This window comes from Actinomadura barringtoniae (assembly GCF_017573505.1).
Classification (GTDB): Bacteria; Actinomycetota; Actinomycetes; order Streptosporangiales; family Streptosporangiaceae; genus Spirillospora; species Spirillospora barringtoniae.
Genome location: NZ_JAGEOJ010000015.1, coordinates 226,715 through 245,459, shown reverse-complemented (window position 1 = coordinate 245,459; position 18,745 = coordinate 226,715). Strand labels below are relative to the sequence as shown.

Below are 18,745 nucleotides of genomic sequence, written 5' to 3'. Positions count from 1 at the left end.
TGCGGATGGACTTCGACGTTCTGGTCATCGGCTCGGGCTTCGGCGGCAGCGTCACGGCGCTGCGCCTGACCGAGAAGGGCTACAAGGTCGGCGTGATCGAGGCGGGCCGCCGCTTCGACACGGGCCAGGGCGGTGAGCCCGGGTCGCGCTACCCGGAGCTGCCCAAGACCAACTGGAAGCTCTCGCGCTACATCTGGGCGCCCGGCCTCGGGCTCACCGGCATGCAGCGCATCCACCTGATCAGGGGCGCCAAGTCCAGCCGCGTGATGGTGCTCGCGGGCGCCGGCGTCGGCGGCGGCTCGCTCAACTACGCCAACACGCTGTACGTGCCGCCCGCGCCGTTCTTCGCCGACCGGCAGTGGGCGCACATCACCGACTGGCAGAACGAGCTGGCGCCCTACTACGACCAGGCCAAGCGGATGCTCGGCGTCGTGCGGAACCCGACGATGACCGACGCCGACCGCGAGATCAAGAAGGTCGCCGACCGGATGGGCAAGGGCGAGACGTTCGTCATGACCCCGGTCGGCGTGCACTTCGGCGCGGGCCCCGGCGTGGAGAGCGACGACCCGTACTTCGGCGGCGCCGGGCCGAAGCGCCGCGGCTGCACCGAGTGCGGCGAGTGCATGGTCGGCTGCCGCCACGGCGCCAAGAACATGCTCACCGAGAACTACCTCTACCTGGCCGAGAAGGCCGGCGCCCGCGTGATGCCGCTCAGCCGGGTCACGCGCGTGACGCCGCTCGCGGGCGGCGGGTACGAGGTGGAGATCGTGCGGACCGGCTCGTTCGGCCGCAACCGCAAGACCTTCACCACCTCCCAGGTCGTCTTCGCCGCCGGGACGTACGGCACGCAGAAGCTCCTGCACAAGCTCAAGAAGACCGGCCTGCTGCCGCGCGTCTCCGACCGCCTCGGCGCACTCACCCGCACCAACTCCGAGGCGATCCTCGGCGCCGGGCGCAAGAACGGCGTGCCCGGCCCGGACTACTCCAAGGGCGTGGCGATCACCTCGTCGTTCCACCCGACGCCCGACACCCACATCGAGCCGGTCCGCTACGGCAAGGGCTCCAACCTGATGGCGGGCCTGCAGACGCTGCTCATCGACGGCGACGGCCCCGGTGAACGCCACAAGCCGCGCATCCTGAAGTTCCTGCGCGAGGTGGCCCGCCGCCCGCAGGACCTCGCGCAGCTCTTCGACGTGCGGACCTGGTCCGAGCGCACCGTCATCGCGCTGGTCATGCAGACCCGCGACAACTCGATCACCCTCAAGCCCAAGCGCGGCTCGTTCGGCTGGGACGTGCGCGCGGGCGAGGGCCACGGCGAGCCCAACCCGACCTGGATCCCCGACGGCCACGAGGCGTCCCGGATGCTGGCCGAGGAGGTCGGCGGCATCGCGGGCGGCTCCTGGGGCGACCTGTTCGACATCCCGATGACCGCGCACTTCCTGGGCGGCTGCGTGATCGGCGACTCCCCGGAGACCGGCGTCATCGACCCCTACCACCGCGTGTACGGCCACCCCGGCCTGCACATCGTGGACGGCTCGGCGGTGTCGGCCAACCTCGGCGTGAACCCGTCGCTCACCATCACCGCGCAGGCCGAACGCGCCATGTCGTTCTGGCCCAACAAGGGCGAGGTGGACGCGCGCCCGGCCCCCGGTGAGGCCTACCAGCGTCTGTCCGCCGTGGCGCCCAAGAACCCGGTCGTCCCGGCCAACGCCCCCGGCGCCCTCAACCTCCCCATCGTCGGCACCACCTGACGCCCTAGCCACCTGACGCCCTAGCCACCTGACGCCCTAGCCACCTGACGCCCTAGCCAACCGTCCGTCATTGCCGCTGGCCGCCGTCCGCTGCTGGCTGTCGTCCGCCATCTGCCGCTGGCTGCTGCAGTCGATCGGCCACTGTCTGCCCGCCACGGTCTGCCCGTTACCGTCCGCCGCCACCGTCCGCCGCGGTCTGTCCGCCGCGGTCTGTCCGCCGCGGTCTGTCCGCCGCGGTCTGTCCGCCGCGGTCTGTCCGCCGCGGTCTGCTCGCCACCGTCTGCCGCCACCGTCTGCCGCCGCCGTCCGCCTCTTGCCGTTCGCCGCTCGCGAAGGGACTGCACACGCGGTGCGCGGCCGTTCGCGTCTTGTGTTCGATGAGCAGTCATTGCAGTTCGGCTGCCGTGGATTGGCGGGCAGGTTTCGGTGGGTGGGCGCCGCGACGTTGACTGCCGCAGGTTGGCTGCCGCAGGTTGGCGGGCGCTTTTGGCAAGTGGGTGTTGCGGTGTGGCTGCCGCAGGTTGGTGGGCAGGTCTCGGTAGGCGGGCGTTGCGGTGGTGGCTGCCGCAGGTGGGGTGCGGGGTTGGTGCCGACGATCGCCTTCTCGTGGCTGGGGTTGGGTGCGTGGCTGGGGGCGATCGGCACGCGCCGCTTCCGGTGCTCGCTCGCTGGCGCTCGCTGCGCGCCGGGTCGGCGCGTCTCGGACGGCCGTGGCTGGGCGGCGCGCGTGACCAGGGTGGACCCCTCCCGGTCGGCGGGGGCGGTGCGGCAGGTGGTGGGTTGCCGTCACTTCGGCTGAGGTTGCTGGCTGAGGAAGGGTGATGTTGTCGCGGTCGTTGCGGCTGGGCATCGCTCATCGCCTGCGGCGATGAGCCAGACTCCGGGCAACCTGAATCGTCCGGAATTCGCTTGGGAGAATGTCGCGATCGGGTGCTTGGCCGCGAATGACGGTTTGTGGACGTGAATGCCCGTCGCCTACCGGACCACGCGCCGACAGTAACCAGATCACCCCTCCTTCACCAGCGACCTCAGCCAACGTGACAGTAACGCGCGCATCGTTCAGCGGGCGCGCAGTGGGTCACTTCGGCGTTCCCTCAGCCGTCCACCCAGCTCAGCCACGTAGTTTCCCTGATTCACCCGTGCTCAGCAACGCGCCTACCGTTGGACGAACAACCAGGCCGCACCGGCTGCCACTCCAGACCCGCACCTCTCCGATTATCTGCAGCCACACTTTTGTCACCTGAATACCGATGATATGAATCACTCATGTGTTCGATTGTTTGATAAGGTCGGGTGTATGAGTTCGGTTGTGCTCGACACTGGCACCGCCTCCACCACCCAGTTGGTGCAGGCGGCCGCCGCCATCGCCGCCGAACTCGCACACCGCGACCCCACCACCGGCGCCGATCTCACTCCGGCCGCTGCGATGCAGCAGGCCGAAACGATCGCGGCGGCCATCGACCTGCACGAGACCACCCTGGCCAGGCTGATCGGCATGGTGGATGGGGCGGGGGTGCTGGCCGAGTGGGCACTGCCGTCCACGCTGGCGTGGCTGCGCAACCACCTGGGCATGCGCGAGGGGCGGGCCAAGGACCGCCTCACTTACGCCCGCCAGCTGCCTCGCCTGCCGCAGGTCGCCAAGCGTGCCGCCGCAGCGGACCTGTCCTACGGCTACGCGGCCACGATCGCGAGTGCGGTGCACCGTCTGGACGATGCTGACTGCGGCAAGGCCGAAGGCGTTCTGCTGGGGCTGGTGGATGAGGGCTGGTCGGCGGGCAAGATCGCCGCGTTCGGCAAGCGCATCACCGACCTGATCGCCGAGCGCGACGGCAGCGACACCCCTCCCGAGGACGCCGCGCACGGGTATGAACGGTCGTGGCTGGACACCTCCCGGTCGCTGGACGGCGGCCGCTACGTGCGGGGCTGGCTGAACGCCGAGGACGCCGCCGTGCTGGATGGTGCGCTGGGCACCCTCACCAAACCCGCTGGCACCGACGACCTGCGCGACCACAGCGAACGCACCGCCGCCGCACTGATGGTCATCCTGGCCGGTGGGCACAAGGACACCCGCGTCACCATCATCGTCGACCTGGACACGTTGACCGGGGGCCAGGCCCCCGCGCGGCTGCTGGACGGGTCTCCGGTTCCGGCCGAGCAGGCCCGCCGGATCGCCCTTAGCGCGGGTGTATCCCCGTTGATTCTCGGCCCGGGGAACCTGCCGTTGTATCTGGGACGGACGGTGCGGATCGCCACCGCCGCACAACGCCGCGTACTGGAAACGCTCTACGCGACCTGCGCGATGCACGGATGCGAGGTACCTGCGGCGCTATGCGAGGTTGACCACGTCGACGGATGGGCCCTCGGCGACAGCCCCACTGACATCGACAAGCTCGCACTGTGCTGCGGATGGCACAACCGCTGGAAACACACCCACCCGGACCGGATGCACATCAGCCACGACAACGGCCGCTACACCTACCGGGCACTTCCACCCAACGAACACTGGAGGGCCCGGCCCAGCCGAACTGGTTTCGCCTGGACCAGCAGTCCGCCGCCGGCAGCCAGTGATCCACCTGGCGACGACCACCGTCAAGGCATTCGTCGCGATACGGGCCAGACCAATCACGGGCACCAGGATCGCCCACGCCCAAAAGCCGCATGATCAGGCCTGCCGACGTGGCACTGGCCAGGGATGTGGTGCCGTCCAGGGATGCGGCGTCCGTTCAGGGATGTGGTGCTGGCTAGGGGCGTGGCGCTGGCCGGGGGCGTGGCGCTGGCTAGGGATGCGGCGTCCGTTCAGGGATGTGGCGCTGGCCGGGGGCGTGGCGCTGGTCAGGGATGCGGCGTCCGTTCAGGGATGTGGTGCTGGCTAGGGGCGTGGCGCTGGCCGGGGGCGTGGCGCTGGCTAGGGATGCGGCGTCCGTTCAGGGATGTGGCGCTGGTCAGGGATGCGGCGCCCGTTCAGGGATGTGGTGCTGGCTAGCGGCGTGGTGCTGGCTTGCCGACGCGGTGCTGGCTGGGATGTGGTGCTGGTTAGGGACGCGGCGCCATCCAGATGTGGGTGGCCGGGGCTTCCATGAGCTCGGCATCAATGAGTTCCGGCCAGTCGTCGTCGGCGAGACCGGCGGCGGCCAGCAGGTCACGCCAGTCCGTGCGGCCGAGCGTCAGGGCATCGTCCAGCTTGCGCAGATCTCTTCGAGCCAAGATGAGAGCAGCCGCCTGGATACGCTCGACGGCAGCCGAACCGTGACCTTCAGCAGGCAGTAGGTCATCGGTCAGCTCAGCCAACGCTCCCAGCACCTGATCAACCTGATGCGGGAAATCAGCCTGGACACGACGCCCTACACGCTCGGAGACCTTGACCACGACTCACTGTCGCGCGTTCCGCCCATGCGCCGCAAGACCTCACTGGCCTGGCCCTTAAAGCGCCTTGAGGGCTTGTAGCAGGTCGCCGAACTGAGCGGTGGTGAGGGCGACGATCGGGGCGTTGGAACGCCCGTCCTTGGAGCCGCGGACTCCGATGAGCCCGAAGCACACCTGGTCCACGGCACGCGGGAACGTTCGCGCTCACGCTCGCTGAGTCGTTCGCTCGAGGCCGGCGCAGCGACCAACTTCCGCGCAGGATGGACGGCCCGCCACCTCCAGGCCGACGGCCAGGCAACGGCGGGATCGTCACCGGGCGCGGCAACGCTCACTTGCGGTTCCGCTACGAACGGGCGGATCTGGCCAGGCCCGCGCTACCTACCTTGGCGGCGGCCGCTGCGCTGTTGTCGGTGGGCTGGCACCGTCGTGGCTACAGCGCCCTGATGGTCTTCAGCAGGTCGCCGAACTGAGCGGTGGTGAGAGTGAGGAACGGGGCGTCCGCCCGCTTGTCCTTGGAGTCGCGCACTCCGACGGCGGGCGCAAGGTCGGCGACCTCGATGCAGGAGCCGCCCTCTTCGCCTGAGTAGCTCGACTTCCGCCAGTGGGGGGTGTGGTTCACAGGGCCTCCATCACGGTCCGGATCATCTGGACCGAATCCTCGGGGGACAGCGCCCAGGTTCGAATGCGGTCGAACTGTATCCAGAGCGCGTGCACCTCCGCAGGGGGCTCGATCAGCTTTCCATGCCCCCCGGCAGACTCAACATAAGCCAAGTCTGGATCTTCCGGATAGCCCAGCAGGACGATCTCTCCACTCGGATAGGCACGGGCGCCTGCCGGGATGATCTGGAGATCGATGTTGCGCTGCTCGGCCAGTTCCAGCAGGTGAGCGAGCTGCTCACGCATGATCTCCGCGTTGCCGACGATCTCACGGATCACTCGCTCGGCCAGCAGCACCAGGAGGTACGGCGGATCGGTCTTGTCGAGGATCGCCTTGCGGGCAGTGCGGGTCTCGAGTTGTTCGTCCAGTTTCTCGGATGATGCGGCGGCACTGAGGATCTCGCGCGCGTATGCCTCGGTCTGGAGAGGGCCGAAGACGTACAGCGGCTCGTAGGCGCGGACGGCGTCTGACTGCTCTTCCTGGCTGACGTAGGTGAGGAAAACAGCGAGAGTCCCGGCCTCCTGGACCACGAGTGGCTGAAGACCCTCGAATACGGCGGGAAGACCGTACAGCCGGTCGAGTCGTTTGCTGCCGTCAAGGGTCGGGAGGCGCCGCAGGTTTTCCCAGTGGCCGTAGAGCTGAGGGGAGATCTGTAGCTTCTCGGCGACCTGGCTCTGGTGGAGGTCCGCCGCCTCGCGGTGTTTGCGTAGCCATTGGGCGTACAGGGCCCGGGCTGGGTAGTTCGGCTGATCCTTCATGGTCGGTTACCGTACGCCCGCGCTTGGTGACTGTCAGGAGTAAATGTCAACCCTGCGTATTAATGTCACGGGCGTAACGTGGGCCACATGAACATCGCCGACGCGGTGGCTCAGGTCGAGGCTGAGCTGCGCGCCCAAGGGGATCCGGTTCGCGCGGAGAGCGAGAAGCGCTACCTCAAGAGCGACTTCGTGCACCTCGGCGTTCCGATGGCCCCGCTGCGCAAGGTCGCCCGTTCGGTCGTCAAGGTGGAGCCCTCGCGGGTCGACCTGCTGGCGCTGGCCGAGACGCTGTGGTCGGTGGCGGAAGGGGGCCGTCCCATTCATGAAATGCGGATGGCGTCGATCGAGGTGTTGATTCGCCGAGTCAACCTGCTGGGTCCCGGCGATCTCGGTCTGGCCGAAACCCTCATCCGCGACTCGGCGAGCTGGGTCTATGTGGACCATCTGGCTGAGAAGATCGTCGGTGGGCTGGTGCTGGCGTTCCCCGAGCAGGTGGGCGTGCTGGATCGGTGGGTGTCGGACCCGTACTTCTGGATTCGCCGGACGTCCTTGTTGGCACTGCTTCCCGGTGTACGGGCGGGGGAGCCGGACCTGGAGCGGATCTCGCGTTATGGGGACGCGCTGATCGGGGAGAAGGAGTTCTTCATCCGCAAAGCGCTCGGGTGGGTGCTGCGCGAGCTCACCAAGAAGGGCCACGCGGAGTGGGTCACCGCGTGGGTGGGTGAACGGACCGACAGGATCTCGGGCGTCGCGATCCGGGAGGCCGTCCGGCATCTCCCGGAGACCGACGGCGAGCGACTCCTGGCCGCGTACAAGACGCGGTAGGCCGCTCATGGACCTGTAATTCTCCAGACGGGCAAGAACGGGTGTCACGACCGACACCGAGAGGCCGACGATGCCCGAACCCAGTGTGACCACGCCCAGACGGCGGTCACCCGAATCCCCCGAAGACCTTGACGACGCGTCCGTCATCGCGTGGTCCCGGCGCGAACCCGAGCGATTCGAGTCGCTGTTCCAGCGGCACGCGCCGACGATCATGCGCTACGTCGTGCGGCGGCTGGGCACCGAGCCCGCGGACGACATTGTGGCCGAGACCTTCCTGGTCGCGTTCCGCCGGCGGGAGTCCTACGACCTGGCACGGACCGACGCCCGCCCCTGGCTGTACGGCATCGCGACCAATCTCGTGCGGCGGCACCGGCGCTCGGAGGTCAGGCAACTCCGGGCACTGGCGCGGACCGGAGTCGATCCGGTGACCGAGTCGTTCACCGAGGCGGCCGACACCCGGCTCAGCGCGGACGCGGCGCGCCGTCCGCTGGCGGCGGCGATCGCCCGGTTGCCCGCCGCCCAGCGCGACGTGCTGCTGCTCGTCTCGTGGGAGGGCCTCACCTACGACGAGGCGGGCCGGGCGCTGGGTGTTCCACCGGGCACGGTGCGCTCACGGATGAACAGGGTTCGCAACAAGCTGCGCGCGGCGCTCGGCGGGGTCGATCCGACCGCCATGACGGAGGAGTCAAAGGGATGACTGAGCTGCACGAAGTTGAACGTCTGCGCTCCGAGGTTCCCCTGGACCTCGACCTGACCGGCGCCGAGTCCCTTTTCCAGGACGGCGTGAAGAAACCGAGGAGGGGCCGGTTCCGCCCGAGCCCGATGCGCCCGCTCCTGGCGACCGCCGTCCTCGCAGCGGCGGGTGCGACGGCGGGCGCCTACTTCAGCGCCACGCCGGGGGACGAGAAGACTGTTCCGGTGGCGGACGTCTCGGTGGTCATGGACCGGGCCGCGGCCAGGGCTCTGGCCGATCCGCTGCCCACCCCACGCTCGGGCCAGTACATCTACCGGGAGGTACAGGAGACCCAGCAGGCCGATGCGTACGAGCAGGACGGCAGTGCCAGATGGTTGGAACACCAGCGCACGGAGACCTGGCAGTCGGTGAACGGCGCCCACCCCGACCTCACCCGTTCCAAGGACCGGCAACGCCTGCCGATGCCGGGCAGGACGTTGCCTCCCGAAGCCACGCGCATGCCTGCGTCGGCTGCCGATGAGATGGTGACCAAGCCCTGCGGCGTCCGGCCGCCGCTCGAGCGTCCCTTCCTGGACGCGGTTCCGGCGGACGCCGACGCTCTGCTGCGTTTGATCGACAAGGTGGACGACCCTGTTGACGACGACGGTGATGGCGCCGAGGACGATCGCGGTGCCCGGCTCTGGGAGACCGCGTCGGACCTGCTCGTCGGCTCGGCCGCGCCCGCGCCCGTGCAGGCGGCGCTGTACAAGGCGATCGCGAAGATCCCGGGGGTCGCGCTGGTCGGCGACTCGGTCGACGCGGCGGGCCGGCACGGCTTCGCGGTCGCCCGGGTGAACGGTGACGAGCGGAACGAGCTGATCTTCGACCGTGCGACCTACCGTTTCCTCGGTGAGCGCAGCGTCGTGGTCAAGAGCGGTGACTCGGGACCGGCGGGCGCGTTCCTTGGAGCCAGCGCGATCCTGCGCACGGCGGTGGTCGACGCGCCGCCCAAGCCCGGGCCGCACGCGCAGTACGGCGACTGCTGAGGCTTGTGGTCAGGGCGGCCGCTGAGGCGTTCGGTCAGGCGCGGTAGGCGGACCAGACCTTGCGCATGCGGTCGCCCTGGCCGCGGGTGAACTGGTTCATGCACGTGTCCCAGCCGTAGTCCATGTAGTTGTGGACCGGGTCCTCGCCGGGGGCGTCGCAGGTGTCCTTGCTCAGCGGGCAGCCGTTGGTGGGGTCGCGCTCGGCCGGGGTGTCGGAGACGCGGTCGCCGGGGCTCGAACAGCCGTCCTGGAACGTGTGGTAGAGCCCGAGCCAGTGGCCGGTCTCGTGGGTCGCGCTGAACCCCTGGTTGAAGTGGTCGATCGACCCGCCGGGCATGCTGCCGACGTGGACCACCACGCCGTCCATCTTCGGGTCGCCCTTGTACTTCCAGGGGAACGTGGACCAGCCGAGCAGTTCGTCGCCGGTGTCGGCGCTGTAGAGGTTGAGCGTGCCGGCCTTGCCCTTGTGCAGGCGGGCCTTGAACGTGCTCTCGTACTGCTCGGGGTTGGAGTACCAGCCCGGGTTGTTCGAGCGGGTGACGCCGCGCAGCACGAAGCGGAAGTGGGTGTCGGCGCCACCGTTGCCGCCGCCGTACGAGGCGTTCAGGACGTTGATCTGGCGCTCGATCGTGCCGGACGGGACGTTGCCGTTGCTGCCGTCGTGCAGGACATGGAAGTACACCGGAACGGTCACCTGACCCTGGCTGCGGTCGCGCAGCGTCGTCGTCCGGCCGTACTCGTCAGTGGCGGTCAGCCCGGACAGCAGCCCGTTGAGCTGCGCCTCGACCGCCGAGACCTGGGAGGGCGTGAGCTCGTTGCGCTCCCGTACGCCCGTTCCAGGCTGCCGAACGCGCGCGTCGGCGCCGGCGTGAGCGTCCGCGCCTGCGCGCGTGACGCCGCGAGCGGTGGCGGTGGCGGTGGCGGTGGCGCGAGTGTCGGGCCGTGCGCATCCGCCCTCGGGCTCGGCTGTGGCCTTCGTCATGGTGATCGGAACGGCGGGCACGGACGCGGCGATCAGGGCGGCGGCGACGACGAGCAGCTTCACGTCGATCCTCGGGGTGTCGGGGGCGGACGGAGACGGAGCCGATGCACAGCGTGACCAATTGGTATCAGAACGGGGTCGTGTGGCGGGTGAGGTCCGGTCAATCGGAAGCAGGTCGTTACCGGACAGACCCGGAGGGTCACGGCCCGGTCCGGGGGGTGCGCGTTCGCCCAGGCAGGGGCCTCTAGACTGGAGACTCTCCGCCGATTCCGTGAAAGGCGCTGTGGGTGTCCGTCGACCAATCCTTTGACACCGTTCTCGTCGTCGACTTCGGCGCGCAGTACGCGCAGCTGATCGCCCGTCGGGTGCGCGAGTGTCACGTGTTCAGTGAGATCGTTCCGTCGACCATGCCGGCGGCCGAGATGGCCGCCAAGAAGCCGAAGGCGATCATCCTGTCGGGCGGCCCGGCGTCGGTCTACGCGGAGGGCGCGCCGGTGGCCCCCGAGGGGCTCTTCGACCTCGGCGTCCCCACGTTCGGCATCTGCTACGGCCACCAGGTGATGGCGCAGGCGCTCGGCGGCACCGTGGAGAACTCCGAGATCGCCGAGTACGGCGCCGCGACCATCGCCGTCGCCGAGCCCGGGATGATGTTCGCCGGGCTGCCGCAGCACCAGTCGGTGTGGATGTCGCACCGCGACTACGTGAGCCGCGCGCCCGACGGCTTCACCCTGACCGCGCGTACGGACGTGACGCCGGTCGCCGGGATGGAGGACCGCGAGCGCGGCTTCTACGGCGTGCAGTTCCATCCCGAGGTGCTGCACACCGAGCATGGCATGGAGCTGCTGCGCCGCTTCCTGTACGAGGGCGCGGGCTGCCGTCCCAACTGGACGATGGTCAACATCGCCGAGGAGTCGATCGAGGCGGTCCGGTCGCAGGTCGGCGGCAAGCGCGCGATCTGCGGGCTGTCGGGCGGTGTGGACTCCGCCGTCGCCGCCGCGCTCGTTCAGCGGGCCATCGGCGACCAGCTGACGTGCGTCTTCGTCGACCACGGGCTGCTGCGCAAGGGCGAGGCCGAGCAGGTCGAGAAGGACTTCGTCGCCGCCACCGGCGTCAACCTCCATGTAGTGGACGCCCAGGAGCGCTTCCTCGCCGCCCTCGACGGGGTCACCGACCCCGAGGAGAAACGGAAGATCATCGGCCGCGAGTTCATCCGGGTCTTCGAGGAGGCCGCCCGCGAGATCGTGGGCGAGGCCGCCGCCGAGCCCGTCGAGTTCCTCGTTCAGGGCACGCTCTACCCGGACGTCGTCGAGTCGGGCGGCGGTACGGGCGCGGCCAACATCAAGTCGCACCACAACGTCGGCGGCCTGCCCGACGACCTGCAGTTCAAGCTGGTCGAGCCGCTCCGCACGCTGTTCAAGGACGAGGTGCGGGCACTCGGCGAGCAGCTCGGCCTGCCCGCCGAGATCGTGTGGCGCCAGCCGTTCCCCGGACCCGGGCTCGGCATCCGCATCATCGGCGCCGTCTCGCGTGAACGGCTCGACATCCTGCGCGACGCCGACGCGATCGCCCGCGAGGAGCTCACCCGCGCCGGGCTCGACCGCGAGATCTGGCAGTTCCCGGTGGTGCTGCTCGCCGACGTCCGTTCGGTCGGTGTCCAGGGCGACGGCCGCACGTACGGTCACCCGGTCGTGCTCCGCCCGGTCACCAGCGAGGACGCGATGACCGCCGACTGGGCACGCCTCCCGTACGACGTCCTCCAGAAGATCTCCACTCGCATCACCAACGAGGTCCGCGAGGTCAACCGCGTCACCGTCGACATCACCAGCAAGCCCCCGGGCACCATCGAGTGGGAGTAGCCGCTCGCTGAGCGAAATGTCGAAGGCCCGGAGGGACGTCCCCTCCGGGCCTTCGACGTTGTTCGTTCCGCGTCAGACGGTGGCTGGGGCCAGGACGGCCTCGGCCTCCAGCGTCGCGGCGGCGGCGTGGACGACCGCGGCGATGCGCAGGGCCTCCTGGACCAGCTCGCGCGACATGCCGCCGTCGCGCAGCACCTTCTCGTGCGACTCCAGGCAGCGGCCGCAGCCGTTGATCGCCGAGACGGCCAGGCACCACAGCTCGAAGTCGATCTTGTCGACGCCGGGCCTGCCGATGACGCTCATCCGCAGCCTGGCCGGGAGCGTCGCGTAGGTCTCGTCGCCGATCAGGTGGGTGGCCCGGTAGTACACGTTGTTCATGGCCATGATCGACGCGGCGGCCTTGGCGGCGGTGAACGCCTCGGCGGACAGGTTGTCCGCGGCCTCCTCCGCCAGCTCGCGGATGACCTGCGCGTTCTTGCTGGCCAGTGCGGTGGCGAGCACCGTGCCCCACAGCTGCTGCTCGGTGAGCTGCGACGTGGTGGTCACCGAGCCGAGGTTCAGCTTGGTGTCCTTGGCGTAGTCGGGGAGGGCGCTCTTCAGCGCGTCGACGCTCACGCGCCCGCCATGAGCTTCTGGGCGTCCAGGGTGGCCTCGCCCTTGTTCCAGTTGCACGGGCACAGCTCGTCGGACTGCAGCGCGTCCAGGACCCGCAGCACCTCCTTGACGTTCCGGCCGACCGAGCCCGCCGTCACCATCGAGAACTGGATCTCGTTGTTCGGGTCGACGATGAACGTGGCGCGCTGGGCGACGCCGTCCTCGGTGAGGATGCCGAGCGCCTCGGTGAGCTCGCGGCGCAGGTCCGACAGCATCGGGAACGGCAGCTCGCGCAGGTCCGGGTGGTCCTTGCGCCAGGCGAAGTGGACGAACTCGTTGTCGGTGGAGGCGCCCAGCACCTGCGCGTCACGGTCGGCGAACTCCTCGTTCAGCCGCCCGAACTCGGCGATCTCGGTCGGACAGACGAAGGTGAAGTCCTTGGGCCAGAAAAAGACGACGCGCCACTGGCCCTCGTAGGTCTTGTGGTTGATCGTCTCGAACGCGGTGTCGGCGTCGAGCGAGACGCAGGCGGTCAGTTCGTACTCCGGGAACTGGTCACCGACAGTAAGCACGCATGCTCCTTGTTTCTGCGATTTCTTGTGAATTGAGGCCCAGATCACAGGACAAAAGAGGCCTGGATCACAGGAGTGAAAGGGTGGGCCCGACAGGCCCGTCCGGTGTCACTCAGCGTGCCGGAATTCGAGTGAGAAGAGAAATCGATCTACCACTCGAAGGCGATAGGATATTTCGATCAAACGCTTTCTTTGTGGGGTTGATCACGCGAAAGGGGAACGTCATCAGCAGGCCCACGGTCGCGCAGCTGCGCGCATTCCTGGCGCTCGCCGAACACCTGCATTTCCGGGACGCCGCCGCCGCGCTGCGCATGAGCCAGCCCGCCCTGTCCGGCGCCGTCGCCGCCCTCGAGGAGACCCTCGGCACCCAGCTCGTCGAGCGGACCACCCGCAAGGTCCTGCTCACCCCCGCCGGTGAACGCGTCGCCCGCCGCGCCGAACTCGTCCTCGCCGAGCTCGACCGCCTCGTCGAGGAGGTCAACGCGACCCGGGGCCCGCTCACCGGCCCGGTCCGCGTCGGCGTCATCCCGACCGTCGCCCCCTACCTGCTGCCGGTGATCCTCCCCGAGCTGTCGGCCGAGTTCCCCGAGCTCGAACTCTCCGTCCACGAGGAGCAGACCGAGGCCATCACCGCCGAGCTCCTCGCCGGCCGGCTCGACGTCATCGTCCTGGCCCTCCCCGCCCCGGCCCAGGGCATCACCGAGGTCCCGCTGTACGACGAGGAGTTCGTCCTCGTCGCCCCCGAGTCGTCCGGCCTGGGCGGCGACGGCGACGGCGGCGATCCGGTGCCGCGCGACGTGCTCAACGACCAGGAGGTGATCCTCCTGAACGAGGGCCACTGCCTGCGCGACCAGGCCCTCGACGTCTGCCGCCAGGTCGGTGCCCGGGCCGCCGCCGCGACGTACGCCACCAGCCTGTCCACGCTGGTCCAGCTCGTCTCCGGCGGCCTCGGCGTCACCCTCGTTCCCGAGACCGCCCTGGCCGTCGAGACCCGCCGCGCCTCCTCCATCGCCACCCGCCGCTTCACCGCGCCCGCCCCGTACCGCCGCATAGGCCTCGCCTACCGCACCACCTCGCCGCGAGCCGAGGACTTCGAGGCGCTGGCTCGCAGCATCAAGGCCGCCGCGCCCAAAGCCCTGCCCTGAGCCAAAGCCCTGCCCAAAAGCACCCCGCCTCCCAGCGGCCTGCGTTTCACTCGTGGGATGGAAACAGCGGCCGCAGGGTTGCACGCCGAGCTCGACGAGGTCTGGGCCCGCGACGGCCAGATCCGGTTCGTGGGCACGCTGCCCGAATCCCTGCGCGACCGCTCCTGGTGGTTGCGTCTCACTCCGCGCGAGCCCGTGCCGCTCCTCTCGGGCTGGCTGCGGGTGCTCCACCCCGTTCAGCGGATGCGGATGAGCCTCAGCCTTCCGCCCAGCCCATACGAGGTCGCGGTGGGCGAACGTTTCGAGGCGGAGATCCCCATCACCGACCTGACCCTGCCGCTCCCGGTGCTCTCAGCCGAATGGGACGCCCACCTGGTCTCCGGATCGATCGGGCTCCGGCTGGGACGGCACTGCGGCGTCCCGTTGAAGGCGAACGCCATCACCTTCCCCTGGCAGCGCGTCGCGGGTCAGTGGCCGTGCAAGGTCAGGCCGCGCTACACCGGCGACGACCACCTCGTCCTGGAGAGCCGGCGCACCCGATGAAGATCACCTACGTTCTCCTCCACGCGTACGGGATGGGCGGCACGATCCGCACCGTCATCAACCAGGCCAACGCGATGGCCGAGGCGGGACACCAGGTCGAGCTCGTCAGCGCCACCCGCCGTGCCGCCGCACCCAACTTCTTCGTCGACCCGCGCGTCCGCCTCACCACGCTCACCGACCAGCGCACCCCTGCGCCCGCCGCCCCCGGCATCGAGATCCCGTACGGCGAAGCCGCCAAGGACACGTTCACGAGCGCCGTCGAACGAGGGGTCATCAATTACCTGCGGACCGTGGAGACCGAGATCCTGGTCACCACCCGTCCGGGCCTCAACCTCCTGTCCGCCCGCTACACGCCCGCCCACATCGTCCGCGTCGCGCAGGACCACATGCACCTGGGCCGCTACAAGCCCGCGGTCCGCGCGGCCATCCTCCGCGACTACCCCCGGCTGGACGCCGTCGTGTCCCTCACCCGCAAGGACCAGTACGAATACCGCCAGGCGTTGGGCGACGACGGCGGCGTGCGCGTCGAGCAGATCCCCAACCCGCTGCACACCCTCGACGTCCCGCAGACCGACCACACCGGCAAGGTCGTCGCAGCGGCCGGTCGCCTGACCCGCCAGAAGGGCTTCGACCTGCTCATCCTGGCCTTCGCGAAGGTCGTCGACCGCCACCCCGACTGGCGTCTGCACATCTACGGCTCAGGCAAGGCCGAGCCCAAGCTCCGCAAGCTCATCCACGCCCATCACCTCTACAACCACGTCTTCCTGATGGGCCGTACGAAAGAGCTCGACGAGGAACTGGCCAAGGCCTCCATCTACGCCCTGAGCTCCCGCTTCGAAGGCTTCCCCATGACGCTCCTGGAAGCACTCAACTGCGGCCTCCCCGTCGCGACGTTCGACTGCCCGACGGGCCCGAGCGAGATCATCGTCGACGAGGCGAGCGGCCTCCTGGTCCCGCCCGAGGACACCGCCGAGCTGGCCGCCGCCGTCTGCCGCCTCATCGAGGACGAACCCCTCCGCCGCCAGCTGGGGGCGGCCGCCCGTACGACGGCCACCGCCTACGGCTCCGACGCGATCCGCCTCCGCTGGGAGACCCTCTTCACCTCGCTGCTCACCGCCAAGACCGAAGCGTCAGGCTGAGCTCTTCGCCTCAGGCTGAGCTCTTCGCGGCGCGCGCCCAGCGGACCGTACGACGAAGCCCCGGCACCTGCTTGGCGGCCTGCCGAAGCATCGACGGCTTGCGGGCGTCCGCCTCGTCTCCAGGGGTGACGAGCAGAACGCGGCCGTCCTCGTGCACGTCCACCGCCGCCCCCTTGATCCGGCGATCCACACCCCACCCGCACGCGCTCAGCCGTACGCGCACGTCCCACCGGCCGGCCGCGAGGGCCTCGCCTTGCGACACGGTCTCGGCCCGCGCGGAAGCCCTGCCGGACAGCGCCACGATCATGCCCTCGTCGGTCGCCTCGCCCCGCTCGACCTTCGTCGGCAGGAAGACCTCCAACCCCGTGGCCTTGTGCCGGAGGAAGACCTCCAGGTTGCTCTTGCCGAGCTCGCCGGTCGCGTCGAGCGCCTCGGAGGGAAGCGGCGTGGTCAGCATCGCCGGCGGATCCCACAGCAGCCGGTCGGCGCCCTCGATCCGTTCCTTCCTGAACGACACGTGCGCGCCGCTCCGGTAGACCAGCTCACCCTCGACATCGAACGTGATCGTGCCGTCCCGCAGCTCCATGGTGTTCAGGTTCGGGCGGACCGTGAGGCCCTTCTCCACCTCGGCGAGCCTGATCAGGTCCTCGAAGGCGCCCGCGCGGAGCAGCGCGGCGCGCGGCCGGAGGTTGCGAGGCAGCAGCGCGTCCACCGCCGGGTCGAACCGGTCCAGCGTGAGCTCCCGGACGACGTCGTACATCGCCCGGCGATGCTCGGGCTCGTACGACAGGAAGGCGCGGCCGCCCATCCGGCCCAGCATCTTGCCGCGCAGCCAGTGCAGGTAGAACCGGTCGCGCGTCGGCCCCGGCTCCACATGGGCGTCCACGACGTCGAGCACCTCGCGTACGGCCCCGTAGTAGTGCGCCGGATCGAACCGGTTCGAGGAGTAGTTGCCCTCGTCGGCCCGCTTCACCCAGTAGCAGCACGGGTAGTCGGCGAGCACCGAGATGACCTCGGCCTTGAAGTAGGCCGGAACGCAGAACCGGTGATCCTCCAGCCGTACCGGCCCCTCCGGAAACCGCAGTCCGTGCTCCCGCACGAACTCGGTGCGGAACAGCTTGTGCGGCGTCAGCAGGCTCAGCAGGTGGTGCTTGAGGATGTCCGCCCGATCCTGCGACTTCCGAAAGAGAAACCGCGGAACACCTCGTCCGCCCTGCCCAACGAGCCGTCCCACCACGATGTCGGACCCGTTCCGCACGGCCATCGCGTACATCCGCTCGAGCGCCTCGGGGCCGAGCCAGTCGTCACAGTCGAGGAAGTACACGTACTCGCCCTGAGCGAGCTCCAGCCCGATGTTGCGCGGAGCGCCGGGGCCACCGGTGTTGTCGATGTGAACGACCCGAACGTGCTCGTGACCCACGGCGGCCTCGTCCAGCTTGCGGCCCGTTCCGTCGGTCGATCCGTCGTCCACGAAGATGACCTCGTAGTCCGCGGCGTTCATCGTCTGGTCCAGCAGCGAGCGGACGCACGCGTCGATGTAGATCCCGCCGTTGTAGGCGGGCACCACCACGCTGACCTTGACGCTCATCGGTCCTCCTGAGGAAATCCGAGCCCCGCCGTCCGGCGGTCGCAGACCACGAGAGCACCCACGGTGTGCCTCCGGCCGTTCTCCCGCGCCACTCTTTGCGGGCTGCTTGCTAACCACCGGGACTGTCTCGAACCGAGCGCGACCGGACGCGGCATGTGATTCGCCGGTTGTACGGCCATCCGGGCTAGCTGCGGGTCAAGTCTGGGTCATGCAATCGCCCGGCAATCGCGATGCTTCGCAGCATCGCGACCGCCGGAAACCATGCTGCTTGCATGCCGACGTTTTCGCTGGATGACGTGCGCGCGGTCTGCAAGGGGCGCGACGCGTGGTGGACGGTGCTGCTCGTCGACCCCGTGGCGACCCGCCTCACCCGCGTCGTGGCCAACCGGACGTCGGCCACCCCGAACCAGATCACCACGGCCGCCTTCGCGCTGGGCCTCGGCTCCGCCGCCTGCTTCACGCAGGGCACGGCCGGCTGGCTCGCGCTCGGCGCGGTGCTCTACCACCTGTGCTTCGTCCTGGACTGCGTCGACGGCAAGGTCGCACGCCTCAAGGGCACGGGCTCCCCGTTCGGTGCCTGGCTCGACTTCATGCTCGACCGCGTGCGCGACTGCATCTGCGCGATCGCCCTGGCCCAGGGCCAGTACGCCCTGACCGGCAAGCCGATCTACCTCTGGATCGGCTTCACGATCGTCGCCGTCGACATGGTCCGCTACCTGAACGGCCCGAAGATCGCCAAGGCCCGCCGCCAGATGACCCACGACCTCACCCCGGCCAAGCCGAAGCGAGCCCCACGCCCGAAGACCGCATCAACCCCGAAGACCGCATCAACCCCGAAGCCGCGCCCCACCCGCTACCTCCGCCTCCGCCGCAACCTCCAACGCCGCCGCATCCGCATGCACCTCTTCAGCGGCATCGAGTTCCAGATGGCCGTCTTCATCGTCGGCCCCCTCACTGGAGCCGTGATCCCGGTGACCACCGCCGCGGGCGCTCTGCTCCTCACCTTCGAGGCGCTGCTCGTCTACAAGTTCTGGGGCGTGAGCCGTTCCTTCGCCAGGCGCGTGCAGGGGAGCGAGTCGCTCGCCGTCCAGGGCGCCGTCCAGGGCGCCGTCCAGGGCGCCGTCCAGGGCGCCGTCCAGGGCGCCGTCCAGGGCGTCGTGCCGGCTCCCAGGAACCCGGCTGAGGCAGTGACGCAGCGCGGCCCCCTCGTCGACGCCGACCACTGAACCTGCTGCCGGCCCCTCCCTGACCA

General features: G+C 69.4%; 18 protein-coding genes. 10 read left to right on the top strand and 8 right to left on the bottom strand.

Annotated elements, in window-relative coordinates:
- Window positions 1-5 precede the first annotated feature (5 nt).
- A complete protein-coding gene (locus J4573_RS34305; protein ID WP_279575673.1) occupies window positions 6-1,751 on the top strand; it encodes a GMC oxidoreductase in 1,746 nt (581 codons plus the stop codon).
- A gap of 1,297 nt (window positions 1,752-3,048) precedes the next feature.
- Window positions 3,049-4,413: an HNH endonuclease signature motif containing protein gene (locus J4573_RS34300; RefSeq protein WP_208260086.1), complete on the top strand. Its 1,365-nt coding sequence runs from the start codon at window positions 3,049-3,051 to the stop codon at window positions 4,411-4,413.
- Between the two features lie 371 nt (window positions 4,414-4,784).
- On the opposite strand, the gene J4573_RS34295 is transcribed toward J4573_RS34300, so the two are convergent.
- The 4 genes from J4573_RS34295 to J4573_RS34285 all read right to left on the bottom strand — a co-directional run bounded on the left by J4573_RS34295 (window position 4,785) and on the right by J4573_RS34285 (window position 6,530).
- Window positions 4,785-5,117 (bottom strand): hypothetical protein, encoded by a 333-nt coding sequence (locus J4573_RS34295; RefSeq protein ID WP_208260085.1) that lies wholly within the window; start codon window positions 5,115-5,117, stop codon window positions 4,785-4,787.
- A 54-nt stretch (window positions 5,118-5,171) separates the two neighbouring features.
- Window positions 5,172-5,297 (bottom strand): hypothetical protein, encoded by a 126-nt coding sequence (locus J4573_RS55570; RefSeq protein ID WP_279575672.1) that lies wholly within the window; start codon window positions 5,295-5,297, stop codon window positions 5,172-5,174.
- A gap of 247 nt (window positions 5,298-5,544) precedes the next feature.
- Complete coding sequence (locus J4573_RS34290) at window positions 5,545-5,733, bottom strand: DUF397 domain-containing protein (protein WP_208260084.1); 189 nt, start codon at window positions 5,731-5,733, stop codon at window positions 5,545-5,547.
- The gene (locus tag J4573_RS34285) at window positions 5,730-6,530 is read right to left on the bottom strand and encodes a helix-turn-helix domain-containing protein (RefSeq protein WP_208260083.1); all 801 of its coding nucleotides are present in this window, start codon (window positions 6,528-6,530) and stop codon (window positions 5,730-5,732) included. The genes J4573_RS34290 and J4573_RS34285 overlap by 4 nt, the downstream gene beginning before the upstream one ends.
- A gap of 87 nt (window positions 6,531-6,617) precedes the next feature.
- Here J4573_RS34285 and J4573_RS34280 point away from each other — a divergent pair, with 87 nt between their 5' ends.
- The 3 genes from J4573_RS34280 (at window position 6,618) to J4573_RS34270 (ending at window position 9,074) form a co-directional block, all read left to right on the top strand.
- A complete protein-coding gene (locus tag J4573_RS34280) occupies window positions 6,618-7,355 on the top strand; it encodes a DNA alkylation repair protein (RefSeq protein WP_208260082.1) in 738 nt (245 codons plus the stop codon).
- Between the two features lie 85 nt (window positions 7,356-7,440).
- Window positions 7,441-8,052: an RNA polymerase sigma factor gene (locus J4573_RS34275; protein ID WP_307797121.1), complete on the top strand. Its 612-nt coding sequence runs from the start codon at window positions 7,441-7,443 to the stop codon at window positions 8,050-8,052.
- Complete coding sequence (locus tag J4573_RS34270; protein ID WP_208260080.1) at window positions 8,049-9,074, top strand: CU044_5270 family protein; 1,026 nt, start codon at window positions 8,049-8,051, stop codon at window positions 9,072-9,074. Before J4573_RS34275 ends, J4573_RS34270 begins: the two co-directional genes overlap by 4 nt.
- Window positions 9,075-9,108: 34 nt before the next feature.
- Here J4573_RS34270 and J4573_RS34265 read toward each other — a convergent pair whose 3' ends face one another.
- Window positions 9,109-10,119, bottom strand: a complete 1,011-nt coding sequence (locus tag J4573_RS34265; RefSeq protein ID WP_208260079.1) for a zinc metalloprotease — start codon at window positions 10,117-10,119, stop codon at window positions 9,109-9,111.
- A 218-nt stretch (window positions 10,120-10,337) separates the two neighbouring features.
- Between J4573_RS34265 and guaA the strand changes: the two genes are divergently transcribed.
- Window positions 10,338-11,912: a glutamine-hydrolyzing GMP synthase gene (guaA, locus tag J4573_RS34260; protein WP_208260220.1), complete on the top strand. Its 1,575-nt coding sequence runs from the start codon at window positions 10,338-10,340 to the stop codon at window positions 11,910-11,912.
- A gap of 72 nt (window positions 11,913-11,984) precedes the next feature.
- Here the strand turns inward: guaA and ahpD are convergent, their stop codons facing one another.
- Window positions 11,985-12,527, bottom strand: coding sequence for an alkylhydroperoxidase, AhpD family (gene ahpD, locus J4573_RS34255; protein ID WP_208260078.1), 543 nt, complete (start codon window positions 12,525-12,527; stop codon window positions 11,985-11,987).
- Complete coding sequence (locus tag J4573_RS34250) at window positions 12,524-13,078, bottom strand: peroxiredoxin (RefSeq protein ID WP_208260077.1); 555 nt, start codon at window positions 13,076-13,078, stop codon at window positions 12,524-12,526. The genes ahpD and J4573_RS34250 overlap by 4 nt, the downstream gene beginning before the upstream one ends.
- A 200-nt stretch (window positions 13,079-13,278) precedes the next feature.
- Here J4573_RS34250 and J4573_RS34245 point away from each other — a divergent pair, with 200 nt between their 5' ends.
- The 3 genes from J4573_RS34245 to J4573_RS34235 are packed head-to-tail and all read left to right on the top strand — an operon-like array spanning window position 13,279 to window position 15,905.
- Window positions 13,279-14,223 (top strand): LysR substrate-binding domain-containing protein, encoded by a 945-nt coding sequence (locus J4573_RS34245; RefSeq protein WP_243773992.1) that lies wholly within the window; start codon window positions 13,279-13,281, stop codon window positions 14,221-14,223.
- A 57-nt stretch (window positions 14,224-14,280) separates the two neighbouring features.
- Window positions 14,281-14,766, top strand: coding sequence for a hypothetical protein (locus J4573_RS34240; RefSeq protein ID WP_208260075.1), 486 nt, complete (start codon window positions 14,281-14,283; stop codon window positions 14,764-14,766).
- Window positions 14,763-15,905: a glycosyltransferase family 4 protein gene (locus tag J4573_RS34235; protein WP_208260074.1), complete on the top strand. Its 1,143-nt coding sequence runs from the start codon at window positions 14,763-14,765 to the stop codon at window positions 15,903-15,905. The genes J4573_RS34240 and J4573_RS34235 overlap by 4 nt, the downstream gene beginning before the upstream one ends.
- Window positions 15,906-15,915: 10 nt before the next feature.
- Here the strand turns inward: J4573_RS34235 and J4573_RS34230 are convergent, their stop codons facing one another.
- Complete coding sequence (locus tag J4573_RS34230; RefSeq protein ID WP_208260073.1) at window positions 15,916-17,493, bottom strand: glycosyltransferase family 2 protein; 1,578 nt, start codon at window positions 17,491-17,493, stop codon at window positions 15,916-15,918.
- Window positions 17,494-17,765: 272 nt separating this feature from the next.
- Here J4573_RS34230 and J4573_RS34225 point away from each other — a divergent pair, with 272 nt between their 5' ends.
- Window positions 17,766-18,719 carry a CDP-alcohol phosphatidyltransferase family protein gene (locus tag J4573_RS34225; protein WP_208260072.1) on the top strand — a complete coding sequence of 318 codons (954 nt, stop codon included), beginning with the start codon at window positions 17,766-17,768 and terminating at the stop codon, window positions 18,717-18,719.
- Window positions 18,720-18,745: the final 26 nt, after the last annotated feature.